15 protein-coding genes and 1 pseudogene are annotated in these 17,040 nt (G+C 64.8%); 5 read left to right on the top strand and 11 right to left on the bottom strand.

Annotation, left to right across the window (positions count from 1 at the left end):
- Nucleotides 1–149: 149 nt before the first annotated feature.
- A pseudogene (locus AC57BR_RS08600) lies at nucleotides 150–914 on the top strand (response regulator transcription factor); the annotation flags it as partial.
- On the opposite strand, the gene AC57BR_RS08605 reads toward AC57BR_RS08600, so the two are convergent.
- From AC57BR_RS08605 to AC57BR_RS08625, 5 genes are all read right to left on the bottom strand, one after another.
- Nucleotides 910–1,101 (bottom strand): hypothetical protein, encoded by a 192-nt coding sequence (locus AC57BR_RS08605; protein WP_496359632.1) that lies wholly within the window; start codon nucleotides 1,099–1,101, stop codon nucleotides 910–912. The pseudogene AC57BR_RS08600 and the gene AC57BR_RS08605 sit on opposite strands and share 5 nt — an antisense overlap.
- 276 nt (nucleotides 1,102–1,377) lie before the next feature.
- Entirely contained in the window at nucleotides 1,378–1,725 is a 348-nt protein-coding gene (locus AC57BR_RS08610) for a UBP-type zinc finger domain-containing protein (protein ID WP_496359493.1), read from the bottom strand.
- A gap of 122 nt (nucleotides 1,726–1,847) precedes the next feature.
- A complete protein-coding gene (locus tag AC57BR_RS08615; RefSeq protein ID WP_496359495.1) occupies nucleotides 1,848–2,840 on the bottom strand; it encodes a DUF5996 family protein in 993 nt (330 codons plus the stop codon).
- Between the two features lie 518 nt (nucleotides 2,841–3,358).
- Nucleotides 3,359–4,591: a low temperature requirement protein A gene (locus AC57BR_RS08620; RefSeq protein WP_496359497.1), complete on the bottom strand. Its 1,233-nt coding sequence runs from the start codon at nucleotides 4,589–4,591 to the stop codon at nucleotides 3,359–3,361.
- Between the two features lie 409 nt (nucleotides 4,592–5,000).
- Complete coding sequence (locus AC57BR_RS08625) at nucleotides 5,001–5,642, bottom strand: LUD domain-containing protein (protein WP_496359499.1); 642 nt, start codon at nucleotides 5,640–5,642, stop codon at nucleotides 5,001–5,003.
- A gap of 59 nt (nucleotides 5,643–5,701) precedes the next feature.
- On the opposite strand from AC57BR_RS08625, the gene AC57BR_RS08630 reads away from it, so the two are divergent.
- Complete coding sequence (locus AC57BR_RS08630; protein ID WP_496359501.1) at nucleotides 5,702–6,211, top strand: MarR family winged helix-turn-helix transcriptional regulator; 510 nt, start codon at nucleotides 5,702–5,704, stop codon at nucleotides 6,209–6,211.
- Between the two features lie 531 nt (nucleotides 6,212–6,742).
- Here AC57BR_RS08630 and AC57BR_RS08635 read toward each other — a convergent pair.
- From AC57BR_RS08635 to mgrA, 3 genes are all read right to left on the bottom strand, one after another.
- A complete protein-coding gene (locus tag AC57BR_RS08635) occupies nucleotides 6,743–8,728 on the bottom strand; it encodes a glycoside hydrolase family 15 protein (RefSeq protein WP_496359503.1) in 1,986 nt (661 codons plus the stop codon).
- A 194-nt stretch (nucleotides 8,729–8,922) separates the two neighbouring features.
- On the bottom strand, nucleotides 8,923–9,768 hold the full coding sequence (locus AC57BR_RS08640; RefSeq protein WP_496359630.1) for an aldo/keto reductase: 846 nt from the start codon (nucleotides 9,766–9,768) through the stop codon (nucleotides 8,923–8,925).
- 148 nt (nucleotides 9,769–9,916) lie between these two features.
- A complete protein-coding gene (gene mgrA / locus AC57BR_RS08645) occupies nucleotides 9,917–10,963 on the bottom strand; it encodes an L-glyceraldehyde 3-phosphate reductase (RefSeq protein ID WP_496359505.1) in 1,047 nt (348 codons plus the stop codon).
- Nucleotides 10,964–11,738: 775 nt separating this feature from the next.
- On the opposite strand from mgrA, the gene AC57BR_RS08650 reads away from it, so the two are divergent.
- The 3 genes from AC57BR_RS08650 (at nucleotide 11,739) to AC57BR_RS08660 (ending at nucleotide 14,990) form a co-directional block, all read left to right on the top strand.
- Nucleotides 11,739–12,644, top strand: coding sequence for a helix-turn-helix transcriptional regulator (locus tag AC57BR_RS08650; protein ID WP_496359507.1), 906 nt, complete (start codon nucleotides 11,739–11,741; stop codon nucleotides 12,642–12,644).
- A gap of 816 nt (nucleotides 12,645–13,460) precedes the next feature.
- Nucleotides 13,461–13,745: a hypothetical protein gene (locus AC57BR_RS08655; protein ID WP_496359509.1), complete on the top strand. Its 285-nt coding sequence runs from the start codon at nucleotides 13,461–13,463 to the stop codon at nucleotides 13,743–13,745.
- Between the two features lie 216 nt (nucleotides 13,746–13,961).
- Nucleotides 13,962–14,990 carry an NADPH:quinone reductase gene (locus AC57BR_RS08660; RefSeq protein WP_496359511.1) on the top strand — a complete coding sequence of 343 codons (1,029 nt, stop codon included), beginning with the start codon at nucleotides 13,962–13,964 and terminating at the stop codon, nucleotides 14,988–14,990.
- 202 nt (nucleotides 14,991–15,192) lie between these two features.
- On the opposite strand, the gene AC57BR_RS08665 is transcribed toward AC57BR_RS08660, so the two are convergent.
- From AC57BR_RS08665 to AC57BR_RS08675, 3 genes are read right to left on the bottom strand one after another with little or no spacing between them, the layout of a single operon-like run.
- Entirely contained in the window at nucleotides 15,193–15,525 is a 333-nt protein-coding gene (locus tag AC57BR_RS08665; protein ID WP_496359513.1) for a DUF6510 family protein, read from the bottom strand.
- Nucleotides 15,522–16,319 (bottom strand): ferredoxin reductase, encoded by a 798-nt coding sequence (locus AC57BR_RS08670; RefSeq protein WP_496359515.1) that lies wholly within the window; start codon nucleotides 16,317–16,319, stop codon nucleotides 15,522–15,524. Before AC57BR_RS08670 ends, AC57BR_RS08665 begins: the two co-directional genes overlap by 4 nt.
- Nucleotides 16,270–16,860, bottom strand: a complete 591-nt coding sequence (locus tag AC57BR_RS08675; protein WP_496359517.1) for a sulfite oxidase-like oxidoreductase — start codon at nucleotides 16,858–16,860, stop codon at nucleotides 16,270–16,272. Before AC57BR_RS08675 ends, AC57BR_RS08670 begins: the two co-directional genes overlap by 50 nt.
- Nucleotides 16,861–17,040: the final 180 nt, after the last annotated feature.

Below are 17,040 nucleotides of genomic sequence, written 5' to 3' on the forward strand. Positions count from 1 at the left end.
AACGGCCGGGCAACACAAGCTTGCTGAAGTCCCTACCGAGGCCGTTCCGGAGGTAACCCCACATTGAACTGCACAAACACGCCTAATTGCCCGGGCAACGAATACCTCATTCGCGCTACTCGAGGGCAGCATCAGACCTGGCGACCTCTATGAGCGACCTTGGCCTGGCGGTGATAATCGAGGACGACGCCGACATGCGCAATCTCTTGGAGGCCGTGCTCCTGCAGTCAGGATTTGAAGTCTGTTCAGCGGCTCATGGAAGGGAGGGCGTTGAACTCGTCCGACGTGAAGATGCCAGCGTCGTCACGGTGGACGTTGGCTTGCCGGATATTGACGGCTTCGAGGTCCTTAGGCGAATTCGCAATTTCAGCGACGCCTACGTTGTCATGCTGACGGGCAGGCATGAAGAGGGCGATGCCTTGACGGCATTTCACGGTGGGGCAGATGATTACATCACGAAGCCGTTCCGCCCGCGTGAGTTGCGGGCACGGCTTATGGCGGTGATGCGCCGACCTCGTAACGCATCCTTCAGTATGGCCCTGCCCGTGCCTGATCCCATGCCTTCGTCCCCCGGGGAAGTAGGCGAGGAATTTGTCATCCGGCACAACGGGTTGGAACTTAATCACAAGACCCGGACGGTCGTGGTTCGAGGGTCCGCCGTAAGTCTGACACGAAGCGAGTTCAATCTCCTTCACGAGCTGTTACGTGTGGCAGGAATGGTCTGCTCCAGGGCGCGTCTCGTTCGGGTACTCCACAGTGAGTACAGCTGGGACCGCATGTACATCAGCCAAGTCGATGAACGGGCAGTAGAGGCCCATATCGCTAATCTTCGCCGCAAGTTACGCGATAATCCGCAGTGCCCGCGCTGGGTAGAGACGGTGCGCGGTGTGGGATATCGGCTCGCACCCGTCAAAGCACATCCGCAGAGCGGGGGGCAACGTGACGGCCAAGATACCGCCCGACGTCGTTATCCACGAGAACGGCCACGTCAAAGGTGCGTTGAACATAGCCGGGCACGTCGAACCCGTCCCAGCCTGGCATGATGGGCGGCTGGGAGGACGCGGCGAGATCCATGATCGTCCAACGCCCCTGCCGTCTCACGACCCTTCCTTATCGAGGCTGTGTTCGGGCTTTGGCGAGGTCGATGAGCTTTTCAGATTTTGGGTGGTTCCATGCGGTGGTTGCCGCCGTGAGTTCTGCCCCGCATGTTTGGCACCAGGCACCGGAGGCGGAAATCGTCGTGATCAAGGAGGCGGCCGCGCATCGCGGGTAAGAGTTCGGCCTCACGCAAGCCGCTGTCCGCGCAGTGGTGCCACATTTTGAGGCGTGGCCGGGTTTGCCTTTGATCCACGGTTTACCGGGTCGGGCCGGTATTTGTCAGGGCAGTTGCTGGCGCCAGTTCTGGGGCACACGGGAGGCCGGTCCCGGGACGCTCTGGTCGAGCGGGTGGTGGGTCGGCGGTGCGAGCTCCGGTCCGTCGAAAAACGTGGAGCTGGGATAGTCGTAGAACCAGGCTTCTCCCGGTTCGAAGGTGCGAATGACGGGGTGGCCGGTAGACCGGGCGTGAGCGGAAGCGTGTTGGGCCGGGGAGTTGTCGCAACAGCCGATGTGGCCGCACTGGGCGCACCGGCGAAGATGCAGCCACCACCCGCCCCCGGATTCACATTCAACACAACCGGTGCCGCTGGGCGGGACGGAGACATTGATGCCCTGTACAGCGTTCACATGGCTCCTCTTCCGGATTCGTGTGCCCGTCGCCCACGCACTATTTTACGGAGTTGGCCCATGCCGGGTCGAAGGAAAGTTGGTTCGGCAGGGCTCGGGGTTGCCGCCGGAGAGCACGGAGGTCAGGGCGGGGTGTCGACGGGCGCCTGTTGCGGTGGCTGCAGGCGGTGACGTTTCTGCCGCCAGCGGTCCGGATCGGTTTCGAGTGCGGCCCGGTCCCAGTGTGCTGTCTCCGCGGCCGCCTCGTAGGTGGAGTGGAGGAACCGCGACAGCGTCCCGTCGGGGTCCATGGCGGAGCGGACATGTTCATACGGAAGCAGGTACAGCTTCTCGTCCTTGCTGTAGAAGGCCCCGTCGGACTCGCTGACATAGTCGGCGTAACCTGCCGGCTCGGGGAAGGCATAGGCGTAAAAAGCCCCTTCATCACCTCCGCCCGGCCAAAACCCGGAACTGCTCAGTTCGTGCGAGTATGCCTCGGCCATGACCCAGTCGGGGCAGTTGGGGGCCCCGCCCGGCTGAAACGCGGTCGCGCGCCCGGAAAACCTCGCGTAGGCCAGATCCATCGATCCCCAGAAGAAGTGCACGGGACTGGCCTTGCCGCTGAAATAGGACCTGAATTCGTTCAAGGCCCGGTCCGCCTGAACCAACTGCTGCCAGAACAGCCGGACAGCACCGGGGTCGTAGGAGGCGTGCCGGTCGTCGGAGGCAAAGGGTATGGCCGGATCCACCTCGTTCGGAACCGCACGGATGGAGGCCACAATGCCGAGCCCCCTCAAGGCCTGGAACACCTCTGCATGGAATTCGGCAACAGACTTTGCTTCGAGTGCCACGCTCGCGGCAGCCCCCTCGCTGGTGCGAACGCGTAACCGGTGGTCGCAGAAGTCGAATTCGACGTCGAAGGCCCTGCTGCCATACGGGATTCTCGAGGTCGTCAGCCCGCGTGGCGTGACGTACAGCGTCACCTGCCACCAGTGATTGAGCATCGGCGCATGGGCCATCCGGATCTTGCCCACGATCTGCGTCCACATGTGCACCGTATCCCGGGTTTCAACCCAGTCACTCACGCGGAGCCGAGGCCAACCGTTGTCCGTGCCAACAGCATCCATCTGGTCCATTGCAGGCTCCTCCGCTATCCGGGGTCCACCCGATGGGATCTTCAGCACTGCCCCCGCAGGAGGGATCCCCACCTCAACAATTCTCCCACTCCTCTGAATGCATCCCTTCCGTGGCGTCACTGGCACGAGGCAAGTGCTCCAACTGATCATGTACACCCGGACCCCCGGGCTCCTACTCGCGCGTGCCCTGCGCAATCAGGGCGTGCAACGGCCCGGGCGGGCCCGGCCACGTACAGCGCCGCCGAGGCTTGTCAATGCGCACAGCCGCTGCGCGGACTCCGGGCGCGAAAAGTGCAGTCACAGCACTGGGTCACGGCGATGCGGTCCCGCGGATAATGAGGCTCCGTCCGAGTGCGTCAAGGAACGATCCTGCAAGGAGGATGAGGCACCGGTGAGTGGCCAGGCAGGCGTCAGCCACCGATTGCCGGATCGCCGGACGTGGCCCTGATTATGGGGTAATGGCAGGAAAACGCCGTTGGAGTCGAGGTGGTCCGGCGACCATCCACCCCCCGGAAGGGTCAGGCCCCGGCCTGTTTCAGGGCCTGTTCCTCATGTCGGTAGCCTGTCGTCTCGTACGCGACGACGATGAGCGCGGGCGAGGCGGCGACGAGGAGCAGCGCGGCGCCAACGCTCGCACCCAGACCCACCGCGGCCACGGCGGATGCAAGGACGATCGCGGCAGCACCGAATATCCAGATGTGGTAGCGATCGGCAGTACGCAGAAGGAGCGAGTAAATCGTTACGAGGGTCAGTTCAAAGAGAAACACCGGGAGGGCCACAGTGAGCACCGTTTCAGTGGCTCCGATGTGGCTCTCACCGGAGATGTATACCGCCGCGGCATGGAGGCCGGCGCCGGTGCCAACGACCGCGCCGAACACCACGATGTGCCCGTAGCTCCATCCGAACGCACGCCGGCGGTGATATCCCAGCACCCGGCCGGCCGGGAGGGTGAAGTACAGCCACCACATCAAGAAGGCGAGGGCAGTACCGCCGGACGCGACGAGCACAACCTCGCCCGACCAGCCCGACCGTTCGACCACAGCCGAGATCGCGAAGACAGTGCCCAGGATCACCTCGCCGAGGGTGATGATCACGAGCAGAGAATACCGCTCGGCGAGGTGGTGCGGATGCCAAGGGGTGCCGCCGTCTTTGCCCTCGGCCAGGAGCGGGCCTGCCAGCTCGACCCCGGTGAGAGCGGCGATGATCCACGACGTGGGCCCAATCGGGAGCGAGGCGACGATGAGTAATACCCATCCGACCTGCGCCACCGAGACGGTGGCCGCGTAAGCCAGGCAGGCCCTTCGATGCCTGGGATCATGCCGCGCCGCGCGCAGCCAGAGCGTGACCGCGGCGACACGCATGATCACGTACCCGCTCACCATGATGGCGTTGTCGACATGACGGCCCTCGTCGATGGAGTGGAAGAAGGGCGGCATCCCGAGGGCGATCACGAGCACTCCGATCATCTCGATCAGTGTCGCGATGCGAAAGAACACGTCGTCGTTGTCGTAGGCGGAGGCCAGCCAGGCGTAGTTCACCCACGCCCAGCTGATCGCGAAGACCCCGAGGCCGAACCCCGTGACCGCGGCCGACCAGTGTCCTTGCTCCAAGAGCAGCGCCGTCTGCGTCGAGACCGCGCTGAAGCCCACGACGAAGGTGAGGTCGAAGAACAGCTCGAGCGGGGTCGCGGTCCGGTGTTGCTCGGTCGGATCGCGCCCCGACATGCGCGCGAGCCGATGGGTCGGGCTCATGCAGGAAGGCTACTCCGGTGACGCATCGCCGGGGAGCCCAGGAACGCAAGGACGTGCGCCACATGACCCGGTTGTCGCGGCCATCTAATGAACCGCCGCTGGCCGGTGATACCCAGGGCCTGGCGGGGAACGGTACCGGTTACCGGCGAAGAGGTGGCCCCGGACCGTTCCCTGCCTGTGGCGTTGCGCCGGGAGTACCACCGCGGCCGGTACCCGTCGAGAAACTCAATCGAATCACTCCGTCGGCCGGGGTCAGCGGCGGGCACCGACGCGTCATGGACCAAGGGGGCGGTCGCACCTCAGTCCCTCCCCTGACGGTTACCGACAACCCCGACGCCCGGGTGCCCGGATGCCAAGAAGGATCCGGCCGCCAAAGGGTCCGGTCAGCCCGGCGTCCGTCCGGACACGGCTAGAACCCCAGCGCCTCTTCGCAGAGGACGACGGTGATGCGGCCGGGGACCCACTCACGATTGATGACGAGAACTTTGTTCACGCCGCTGTGCACACCGTATGCAGCTTGGGCCCGCGCGTCCTCCAGCGGGAAGGCGTACTCATCGACGCGGCGCAGCGCGTCCTCCAGGCCGCGAACGATTTTCTGCGTCCCAACCAGGAGAATGACCTTCCCGGCGCCCGATGCGTAAGGTCCGATTTGGCTGCCGCTGGCGGAGGCGACAACCAGCGACCCGGTCTCGGTGATGGCGTGGACGCTGCCGAGCATGACGTCCGGCGACGCGCTCAGGCGGCGGATTTCGGTGCCTTGCGTCGCGCGGTCCATGCTGTGGAGCCGGGGTCGGAGCGGCTTGTACCGGCCGGACGTCTCTATCTCCTCGGTAATGCCCGCAGCCTCAAGCGAGGCCGATGCGCCTTGATGCACTTGCGACCCCGCCGGGATGAGATCCAGGACCATGCGTTTGGATTCTGCGCTGTTCAAGGCGCGAAGGACGGTGATGCCGTTCGCTTCCAGCGCGGCCGCGGTTCGCGCCAGGCGGTCCTCCTCGGCCGGGGTCGAGAATTCACGGCTCAGGGTCTTCTTGGACTGTACTTCACTCATGAGACGGTCCTCCTCACCGCCAATGTACTTGCGATTGCAAATACCTGTGGAGTTAACTGGTGGACGTGGACGAAAATTCCCCACCGATTGCCGTGGCCGCTCTCTTCGGCCGGCTTGTCGAGGAGTCGCTTCCCGGGCAGCGCGGCGAGAATGCATGGCGCGCGTTATTGCACGCCCACGCCACGCTCATGCGCCAACTCGACACGGATCTGCGGGAAGACACCGGCCTGCGCCTGGCCGACTTCGACGTCCTGGCTCAGCTGGCAGGGGCGGGCGGCGAGTTGCGGATGACTGACCTCGCTGCCCGCACGCTCATCTCGCGCTCGGGACTGACGCGCCGCGTCGCGAGGTTGGTTGAGGAGGGCCTGGTACGCCGGGCGAACGTCGCCGGGGACGGACGCGGCGTAGTTGTCGCGCTGACCGACGCCGGTGTCGCGCGTCTGGCGGAAACGGTGCCGGTCCATCTTCGAGGCGTGTCCAAACTGTTCGTCGAGCGACTCGACGACCAGGAACTCGCCGTGCTCGAGACCGCCCTTGGAAAAGTCATCGTCGACTGCACGTTCGGCTGAGGGTCCGGCAAGGGGCGAGCCTTGCTGATCCATCGACAAAGCGCCGCCCGCTGCCGGACGGCGTCCCTTCACCTCCCTTGTGCGTGTTGCATCAGGCTGGGCTGCCTCATCAGCGGCCTCTACCTGGCTGAGGTATCACCGGTCAGGATTTCCTTTGTCTTACCGTTCGCTTGGTGCTGTCCCAGGGCTCCTTGCCTGTTCCCGATGCCGCTGCGTAGCCGTCTGAAGGAGCCGGGCTTGAGGAGTTGGCACCATCATCAGCCATCGCCGGTAAAGTAGCGGCTCCTGCAACCATTGACACAGTCTTAGGGGCATTCGTGTGCGGCATCCTTGGCCAGGCTGTGGCGGTTCTGTGCGGTGTGTCAAAGACAAGGCTGCCCTAGTGGATCGGGGGCCTGGTGGTGCCAACGGGAGATCCAGACAGTCATCTCTATGGGGGACGCACTGACATGAAGCTTGCGACCAGGCGCGGGCGTCGATATCGGCCTGTCCACCGGGAGCCCTCTGGAATGCCTTGGAGTGCCGCTGCTGTCAGGTGTTGCGGTGTGCCGGGGCGAACTGCGCCGCGCGGTAGGTTTCTTCGGCGCGGATGAGGTGCACGAGCGCGTTGATGAGGGCCAGGTGGGTGAAGGCCTGTGGGAAGTTTCCGAGGTGACGGCCGCTCACCGGATCAAGTTCCTCAGCGTAGAGGCCCAGGGGACTGGCGAGGGACAGCAGATGTTCGCACAGTGCCTTGGCGCGAACCACTTCTCCGATCTCCACGAGGGCTGAGACGAGCCAGAACGAGCAGGTCGTGAAGGTCCCCTCCTCGCCGGTGAGTCCGTCGTCGGTCTGCTCGGGGCGGTAGCGCAGGACGAGCCCGTCCCGGGTGAGTTCATCGGCGATGGCCAGGACGGTGGCGCGCACGCGCGGATCGTTGGCGGGCAGGAACCGGATGAGGGGGACAAGGAGCAGCGAGGCATCGAGGTTCGTCGTGCCGTAGGACTGGACGAACACACCGCGGTCGTCGACACCATTGCGGCAGATGTCCTCATGGATCTCCTGGGCGATAGTGTCCCACTTCCGGGCGTAATCAGCCTGACCGTGCAGGCGCGCCAGCCGGGCACCCCGGTCCAGGGCGACCCAGCACATGAGCTTTGAGGCGGTGAAGTGCTGCGGTTCACCGCGGACCTCCCAGATGCCGTGGTCGGGGTCCCGCCAGTGGTCGGCGGCCTGCTCGACCTGGCGGAGCAGGACGGGCCAGAGCGGCTCGGGGAGCTGGTCACGGGATTTGGCGTGGAGGTAGACGGAGTCCAGCATGGCGCCCCAGACGTCGAGCTGCCGCTGGTGTGCGGCAGCGTTGCCGATCCGGACGGGGCGGGCGCCGTCGTAGCCGTCGAGCCCCTCGAGAATGACCTCGGGAAGGTCCCTTGCGCCGTCGATGCCGTACATGATCTGCAGGTCGTCCTCGGCGGCGACGTCGCGGATGAAGGCGAAAAAGTCGTCGGCTTCCCGGTCCAGGCCGAGGGTGTAGAGGGCCCATAGCGCGAACGTGGAATCACGCACCCACGTATACCGGTAGTCCCAGTTCCGTTCTCCCCCGGGCGCCTCGGGCAGCGACGTGGTGGGCGCCGCGATCAGAGCTCCGGTCGGCGCGTAGGTGAGGCCTTTCAACGTCAGCGCGCTGCGCTGCAGTTCCTCACGCCACGGGTGGTCGGGGAACTCGCCCCCGGTGATCCATTGCCGCCAGAACTCGGTGGTCTGCCATTGCTTGGCCGTGGCTTCCTCCCACGTCCGCGGCGGGGGCAGCGACCCCCAGGAGAGCGCGAAAAAGGCCTGCTCGCCCTCGGTCATCCGGCTCCGGATGACCGCTATGGAGTCCTCGATGCCCAGCCGGCGGTCAGTGCTCAGACGCAGCACCGGATCCCCCTCATCGCCGCTGACGGTCACGACCTCCCCGTATCCGGGGCTGGAGAACTCCCACCGTGCCCGGCGCCGGCCGTAGCCGAAGACCGGCTCGCACAGCACGGACAGCTCGACTGCACCGTTGACGCACCGGACGGTGCGCAGCAGGCAATGCTCAGCCTCGTAGTTCATCGGCGGGCGGCGGTAGCGGCCGGCCCTCTCTTCGGTGTGGTGCCACGGACCCATCACCAGGGCATCCCTCACGATCATCCAGCCCGTCCTGGTCTGCCACGTGGTCTCCAGGATCAGGCTGCCCGGCAGATAGCGGCGCGCGGCGGGCTCCCGGACACCGTACGGCGCCACCTTGAAACCACCCGCGGCGCGGTCAAGCAACGTGGAGAACACACTCGGTGAGTCGTGACGCGGCACGCACATCCACTCCACCTGCCCGCTCGATGCGATCAAGCAGTTGGCCTCACAGTCGGACAAAAACCCATAGTCCGCGATCGGCGGGTAAGGGCTCGTGCCTGCCCCGGGCCGCCGCCTCCCCTGAGCCCCCGATCCGGCGTCGATCCTCACCACCCCAGTATGGTCCCCCGGACCGGAAGCCGGAATCCCGACTCCCCTACCCACAGCAACTGCGAACCTGCCGATGGCTCATCGGCAGTCCTATCCCTCAAGGAGGCACGTGGCCGCCACGTCCCGGACGTGTCTCGAGAGGCTCCGGCCACGCGAACCCTCCCAAGGGTCGACGCGCAGCCTCGCCGCTACTGGCGCGATGGGCCCAGAACCTGTGGGGGTAAAGGCCCTGGCACCGCCGCCGGCTCTTAGAACTGTGTGAAGGCGGCTGTGGCGGGGTCCGCGCCGATCCGGTTGCCCTCGTCCAGTGCGTTGATGGAGATCAGTTCGGCCGCGGTCAGGGTGATCGCGGCGGCATCGAAGTTTTCCTGCATGCGCTTGGGCGATGAGGTTTTGGGGATGGCGATGTTTCCGGTGTGAAGGTGCCACGCGAGCACGATCTGGGCGGGCGTGACGTCGTGCTTGGCGGCAAGGTACTTCACGGCGCCGGCGTCCAGGTCCGCGCCTTGGCCCAGGGGGCTGTATGCCTCGACGGCGATACCCCGGGAGCGGCTCGTGTCGACGAGGTCGCGCTGTTGGAAGGTGGGGTGGATTTCGATCTGGTTGACGGCCGGGGTGATGTCTGACGCCGCGCGGAGGGTGTCCAGGTGGGGTTCGAGGAAGTTGGACACTCCGATGGCATGTGCCAGTCCGTCGGCGTACAGGTTTTCTATGGCTTTCCAGGCCGTGGTGAAGAGCCCTTGGGACGGTACCGGCCAGTGGATCAGGTACAGGTCCACATAGTCCAAGCCCAATGCGTTTCGGCTGTTTTGGAAGGCTTCGTAGACCAGCCCCTGCTCGCCGTTGCGGAGCTTGGTCGTGATGAAGATTTCCTCTCGGGCGATCCCTGATGCGGCGATCGCGGCGCCCACGCCGGTTTCGTTCCGGTAGGCGGCCGCTGTGTCGATGTGGCGGTAGCCGGTTTCCAGGGCGTCTTCAACGATGCGCTGGGTGTCCTCTTCAGGGACCTGGAAGACGCCGAAGCCGAGCTGCGGGATCTTCACGCCGTTGTTCAGGGTGACTGTGGGGATCGTTGTTGCCTGTGTCTGGGACATCATCTGCTCTTTCTTCGGTGAGGTGTCGGAGGTAACCGGGCGCGAGGGGATTCAGGGCGACCGGGACTGCACGGCGTCCCGGCGTTGATGCGTCGGGGTTGTTGACGCGCGGTTGTGGTGGCTTCATGCTCTGGGCGCGTGCGTGAGTCTAGGCTTGGAGCGCTCCGGCCCAGAGGTTGATGTCCGATTCGACCGCGAATTCATCGATTTTGTCGAGCTCATCGGTGGTGAACTCCGGGCCTGAGACTGCCGAGAGGTTGTCTTCGAGTTGGCGGACGCTGCTGGCCCCGATCAGTGCTGACGTGACGGGTATCCCCTTGTTCTGCGGGCGCAGTGTCCAGGCGATGGCCATCTGGGCCAGGGTCTGCCCGCGCCCGGCTGCGATCTCGTTCAGCCCGCGGATTCGTGCCAGGTTTTCCCGGGAGAGGTGGCTGTTCGCCAGGGACTTGCCCGCCGCTGCCCGGGAGTCTTCCGGGACACCGTCCAGGTAGCGGGCGGTCAGCAGTCCCTGGGCCAGGGGTGAGAAGGCGATGGCACCGGCGCCGACCTGTTCCAGGATCTGGAACAGGTTGGGGTCCCCGTACTCGGTCCACCGGTTGAGCATGGAGTACGAGGGCTGGTGAATGAGCAGCGGTGTGCCCAGCTCGGCGAGGATGGCGGCGGCCTCGAGGGTTTTTTCGGGTGAGTAGGAGGAGATTCCGGCGTACAGTGCCCTGCCGGAGCGGACCGCCGTGTCCAGCGCGCCCATGGTTTCCTCGAGGGGTGTGTCCGGGTCCGGGCGGTGGCTGTAAAAGATGTCCACGTAATCCAGGCCCATGCGTTTAAGGGACTGGTCCAGGCTGGCCAGCAGGTATTTCCGGGACCCCCACTCCCCGTAGGGGCCCGGCCACATGCGGTAGCCGGCTTTGGAAGAGATGACCAGTTCGTCCCGGTGCGGTTTGAAATCGTCCGCCAGATGCCGGCCAAAGTTCGTTTCCGCGGACCCGTCCGGCGGGCCGTAGTTGTTGGCAAGATCGAAGTGCGTGACGCCCAGGTCGAACGCCCGGCGAAGGATGGCGCGTTGCGTTTCGAAGGTCCTGTCATCGCCGAAGTTGTGCCAGAGGCCGAGCGAAACGGCCGGAAGCTTCAGTCCGCTGCGCCCGACCCTGCGGTACGGCAGGGAATCGTAGCGGTCCTGTGCTGGGGTATAGCTCATGTGTTCAATGTCCTTCGGTTTGTTGTCCCGATTCCCGGGGTTGGGATACTCGCGGTGTGGATGCGGGTGGCCCCGGATTTCTTCGTCCATGACGGTGGGGCCGGTCCCGTCCCGTGTATGCATGATCGCGGACCAACAGCGAGGAGCCGAGGATTTCGTTCCCCCCGACCAGCGGCTTCTGAGCCTGCACGGCGTTCGCGGTGATCGGGGACTCTCCCGTCACCGGGTGCCGGCCCGGGTGCTACATTGCCGGTCAGCCGCGCAGTTGATGGCGGACACGCGCGAATAGCCCCGACCGGTCACAGCGTGCCCGTCAGGTTCAGGTGCAGGCTCAAGTGCCCAGGCGGCCCGGTGCAGGGAACTTGCAAGCCATCCCTTCAGCGGAGCGAGCCGTCGGCGTGTGAACGCGGCGCTTCGGCGTGGCCGGCGTGATGGTGGCAGCGAAATAACAGGCGCGTCCGGCAGGGCGCTGCGGGCCTCGTGGTTTACGGCGTTGATGGCGAAAGCTGCCATCGCAAGGGAAAAGTCCATGGGTGTCTTCTTGTCATCTCACGTGCATGGGTCTGTCAGCCGCAGGGGCGTCATTGTTCTGGTGCAGGAACCCGCGGAGCCGATCAGCCCGGCGGGGCACCGGGTTACATGCCCGGCTGCGCAATCAACGCTATGCGCCCCCGTGCGGCATGTCAGCACGTACGCCACGGCCTGCTTTTCCTAGGACTTCCAGTCCTACCTTCGGCCGTGGAACGCGGAGGCTCGGGCATGGAGAATGGGAGACATGGGTCAAAGTGCAGAGTTCGGTAAATTCCTGAAGGCCATGCGGTCACGCATGACCCCGGAGATGGCCGGGCTGCCGCCCAGCCCCACAACCCGGCGGGTCCCCGGGCTGCGGCGTGAAGAGATCGCCCGGCTGGCCGACGTCAGCACCGACTACTACACCAGGCTGGAACAGGGCCGCAACATCCACCCCTCCCGGGCCGTGCTCGATTCAGTGGGCAGGGCACTGAACCTGGACCCCGGGGAACACGCGCACATGCTCGCCCTCCTGGAAAACTGCGCCAGCACCCGGCGCTCCCCCGATCCGTCCCAGACCGTACGCCCCGCGCTTCACCAGCTCCTGGACGCCGTCGGGAACGTGCCCGCCCTGATCCTGGGCCGCCGCACCGATGTCCTGGCCGGAAACCGGCTGGCCTTCCTCCTGCTCGCCGACTTCCCCGCCATGCCCGCGGCCGAACGGAACCTCACCCGCTGGATCCACCTCGACCCGCAGGCGCGGGAACTCTTCCGGGACTGGAAAACCATCGCCGCCGAAGCAGTCGGAACCTTGCGCGCCGATATCGGACGGCACCCCAACGACGTCCAAGCCAACCAGCTCGTCGGCGAACTCGCAGTACAAAGCGAACACTTCCGCCACTGGTGGGCCGGACACCGCGTGGCCGCCGCGTCCGCCGGCACCGTTCGACTCCATCACCCCGTCGTCGGAGACCTGGAACTGAACGTCGAAAACCTGTCCCTGCCCGATGACCCCGACCAGGCGCTGCGGGTATTCACCGCCAAACCCGGCTCACCGTCGGCCGATTCCCTCACCCTACTCGGCAGCTACGGCGCCCGACCAGCTCCCACTACGGAACCCACCCGCACACCCGGACACACCACAGCACCCGACACCCAGGCCCCCGGGTGAATCCAATAGGGACCGTGTATGCCCAGCATTTTGCAACACTGCCTCAAGGACGAGAGTTGCCGCAACGTAATGGCGGTTGGTGCACATCTCGCAGAATCCGGCTGACTGTGACGGGACGCAAGCCGCCACTACGGACGGGTCCGCTGCCGCGGACTCGTCCGTGGGCAGTGCAGCCGAGATGATCCGCCACGTGGCGGCGCTACTGAGCAACGGTCATGCCCTGTTGCTTGCAGTCTCTCGAGCCGCGCGAGCAGGCCAAGAAAGACTTCGTACCGTCTTTTTCACCCGCTTTCGGATGCTGGCCATGCGAGACATGCAGCGCCCGTGCCAACATTTTCTGGTTCTTATCGACAGTCGGCGACCCGAAGAGGTGGCCGACCTAGGAAAACAGTGTGCCCGAGGTGGGACTCGACAGCCTGCCGGTACAACTGAATCCGAAGCCGAGGGTGTGGACACTGTCCACACCCTCTTTTTCGCCCACTGTTTCCGAGCTGTCTCGAAATGGCGCGCCAATGCGGGCTGGGAACCCGGGCATGCTGCGCCCTCATTCCACCGGAAGCTGTTAGTCCAGATGTTTTCCTCAAGGGGTGGCGAACTACCGAGCCCAAGCATTGACGCCCGGGGCAGGTTGCCGGCTGGTACAAATGGATGGACGGCTGCCCACGTCCGGTGACGGAGCGATCTGGCTCTGGGCCCGGATACGGCGCCAAAAGCTCGTGGAACTGTGCGGGCTCGCTCCGGGGGCAGGTTCTGCTGACCTGCAAGGTGCCACGGGAGCGGGTGCTGTTGTCGCATTTTGGCGACTGGCATGCCGTCTTGAACCGGCATCCACTGATCATTGAGCACCCCGACGAGAGCGACGACGCATACCGTGCCGCCTCGACCGTATCTTCGAGGACGTCGACGGCCGCGTCCGTGCAGCTGGGGGTGTCGCTGGACGCCGGATACCGGCATTGGCCCCGGACGTGCGCACAGAGCTTGAGAACAGTTGTGAGTTTCATGCTCGATCCGACGTACTACGGACGCTTCGAAACCTGGCAGGCAGCAGTCCATGCGCTGCGTGCCGACGATGTCGTGCGGGCCGTCCGGATTCAAGGCTGAGCTGGGCACTGTCCGGTGAAGACATTCCCGCCCGACTTCCTCCTCAACCGTGTGCCAGATGGCCAGAGGATCATGGGCACGTCCCGTCCGTGGTCTTGGTGCCAGGGAACGCTGCTGGTGAGCAGCATCCCGAGGGGACACTTTCATTGCGGACCGGAATCGGTAGGTTAGTTCGGGTAAGGCAGGCCACGGGTAAGCCGACTCATTGGAGAAGACGTGAAAGCGATTGTGTACGAAGAGACAGGTCCGTCCTCGGTGCTGAAGCTCCAGGACAAGCCGCTGGCTGATCCCGGCACGGGTGAGGTCCGGGTCCGTGTGGTCGTTTCCGGGGTGAACCCCACCGACTGGAAGTCCCGGGCAGGCGGAGGAGGAAGCAGCACGCTGTCAGCACCAAAGGTCCCTAACCAGGACGGCGCCGGCGTTATCGACGAGATCGGCTCCGGAGTGACAGGACTCAGCATCGGCGACCGCGTCTGGCTCTGGGACGTCGCCTGGGGCGGCAACGAGGGCACGGCGCAGGAGTATGCCGTGGTACCGGCGGCCAAAGCCGTCCCGCTGCCGGGTATTGAATCCTTCGACACCGGCGCGTCCATCGGCATCCCCGCCCTGACAGCACACCGGACGCTGACCTCGAACGAGGACGGCCCTGCCAGGCTCTCCCCCGGAGCACTGGCGGGACGGACGGTACTGGTCACCGGCGGCGCAGGCGCAGTGGGACACGCTGCCATTCAACTCGCACACTGGGCCGGAGCAACCGTCATCGCCACCGTCAGCGGCGACCGGAAAGCTGACCTCGCACGCCGCGCCGGAGCCCACACCGTCGTCAACTACCGCACCGACGACGTCGCCACTGCCGTCCGCCAGGCAGCCCCCGGCGGCGTCGACACCATCGTTGACGTCAACGCCCCGGCCAACGTCGACTCCGACGTGCAGGTGCTCAAGCCAAACGGAACCATCGCCATCTACGCGGCGAACCCCGGAGACTCAGTGACGGTACCCATCCGTGAAAGCATGACGAAAAACATCCGCTACCAGTTCATCCTCACCTACACCGTCACCAAGGAACAGAAACAGCACGCCGTGGCCGCCGTCTCCGAGGCGCTGAAAGACGGCGCGTTGCGCGTCGGCGAAGAACACGGCCTGCCGCTGACCCGTTTCCCGCTCGAAGAAACCGCCGCGGCACATGACGCCGTGGAGCAGGGCACCATCGGAAAGGTGCTCATCGACGCCACACCATCATCCTGACCCACAGCCTCCGGACTCGCGGGACCAACCAGGGTCCAACCAGAACGAGCCGCAGTTCAACCAAGCCGTTGTACACCAGTGACCGCTCGGCCTGCCGGGGCCAAATCGTCCGCACCGCCGTTGACGGAATCTCCATTATCCGCCTTCGGAAGCGGCGGAGGAGGAACCGCATGAGGCGCCTCGACCCCCGGGCTCCTGGGGCCTACTCTTCGCGGTCGATCTCCAAGTAGTTCAGCCCGCTCAAATCCAACCAGTACCGCGTTGGTGTTTCCACCAATCTCAGCAGCACGCCCTGGCAGTCGCGGCACCGGACCACAATACCGGGCGCGTCTGTGAAGACCATGGCCTCGCCAAACGCCCTGACCGAGCCGCAGTGTCTGCAGCGCCCGAGCGCGGCGATGATGTCGATACGGAACACTTCGGACAGGGCGCCGGCCGCGGCGTTCCCGTCCACATACGGAATCGGGTCATGGGGTCCCGCTGCAATGTCCTGGTCTTCGGAGTCGGGGACAGCAAAGTTGTCGGGGCTGCTCACCGGATACCTCCCGTCCCGCCAAACCGTTCGGTCTTTATCGACGCCGGCGAATAGCCGGCCATCACAAGCCAGTCCGCAACGGTTTCCACGAAGACTGTTTGGCCGCAAACAAAAACATCCGGATTCTCCTCTGCTGGGAAGATCTTGCCCAAAAGGCTCTCCGACGTAAGGCGCGCCGGCGTGGCCGGCCAGCCTTCCGGCGTCGAACGCGTATAGACGTAGTCGACCATCAGCTTGGCTGATGCCTGGTCCAATCGGCGCAGCTCGTCGTGGTAAAGCGAAGCATCCGGAGACTTGAGGGAATAGAGCAACCTGAAAGGGGCAGCGTTGTTCGAAGCGTGATGGGCGCGGATCATCGACATCAAGGGCACTACACCTGACCCTCCCCCGATCAACTGCACCCGGTTCGCATTTGTCGGCCGCCAGACAAACCAGCCCCCCACCGGCCCCCGGATTTCAAGCCGGTCCCCGACAGCCAGGTCCCGGACCAGGTAAGGCGACACTTCGCCGTCCGGCAGCTCGTCAACGGTGATTTCCAGATGCTCGTCCGCACTTGCGGATGCCACCGAGTATGACCGGATGGCGCTATACCCGTCGTCTGCAGTGAGGCGGATGTCAATGTGCTGGCCCGCCAGATGCCCCATCAAACCATCCACCCGCAGCCTAATGGTCCGGGCCGCGGCGTTTTCCGGTACCCCGCCCACCACTTCAGCGACACGCCATACAGAACTCACTGCAAGAGCCTCACGAGTACCGCTCCTCGCGCCACGGATTGCCGTGAAGATGATACCCATTCGATTCCCAGAACCCGGGAACGTCTTCCCCTGTCAGTTCCAAACCATGAATCCACTTGGCGCTTTTCCAGAAATACAAATGTGGCACCAAAAGCCGCGCCGGGCCGCCGTGGGCCCGTTCAAGAGGTTTGCCATCGAATTCCCAGGCCACCCACGCCTTGCCGCCCAGGAGGTCCCACAGCGGAACGTTGGTTGTGTAGCCGCCGAAGGAATGGGCCGTGGCGAAGTCGCTGGTGGTTTCCACGTTTTCGAAGAGCGTGTCCAACGAAACTCCTCGCCACACTGTTCCCAGTTTTGACCAGCTGGTCACACAGTGAATGTCTTTAGTGATTTCCTCCTGCGGCAAGGCCATGAATTCGTCCCAGGACCACGAGAGCCGCTGGCCATTCTCCGTGGTGATGAAGAACTCCCACTCGTCGACGGGGATGAGCGGAGCGGGTCCCGCGGTCAGGACGGGAAAGTCCTGTGTTTCATGCTGTCCAGGAGGCAGCGAAGAATTCTCGGACCGCCGCCCACGAAAACCGGAAGAAATGATACCCACGATGCACCTCCGCAGTGGAGCCCCACCCGGCCAACGGCCGTTGATGCCCCAACCATAGGGCAACGTCTGGACGTGGTCTAGGGACCGACGGGACTCAACCGGTGTGCCGGGCAATAAACAATGCCTGACGGCGTGAGACTCCTCCTCTCAGACCCACCCACCATGCCTCGGCGGAACCGC

The sequence above is a fragment of the Arthrobacter sp. BGA-UO-ETr-C19 genome (genome assembly GCF_059568005.1).

What these genes read in the sequence shown, in the direction of transcription:
- AC57BR_RS08640 (WP_496359630.1), bottom strand. Translation starts at nt 9,768, where the DNA reads ATGTCCCAGACACAGGCAACAACGATCCCCACAGTCACCCTGAACAAC.
- AC57BR_RS08615 (WP_496359495.1), bottom strand. Translation starts at nt 2,840, where the DNA reads ATGGACCAGATGGATGCTGTTGGCACGGACAACGGTTGGCCTCGGCTC.
- AC57BR_RS08625 (WP_496359499.1), bottom strand. Translation starts at nt 5,642, where the DNA reads ATGAGTGAAGTACAGTCCAAGAAGACCCTGAGCCGTGAATTCTCGACC.
- AC57BR_RS08670 (WP_496359515.1), bottom strand. Translation starts at nt 16,319, where the DNA reads ATGGGTATCATCTTCACGGCAATCCGTGGCGCGAGGAGCGGTACTCGT.
- mgrA (WP_496359505.1), bottom strand. Translation starts at nt 10,963, where the DNA reads ATGAGCTATACCCCAGCACAGGACCGCTACGATTCCCTGCCGTACCGC.
- AC57BR_RS08620 (WP_496359497.1), bottom strand. Translation starts at nt 4,591, where the DNA reads ATGAGCCCGACCCATCGGCTCGCGCGCATGTCGGGGCGCGATCCGACC.
- AC57BR_RS08650 (WP_496359507.1), top strand. Translation starts at nt 11,739, where the DNA reads ATGGGTCAAAGTGCAGAGTTCGGTAAATTCCTGAAGGCCATGCGGTCA.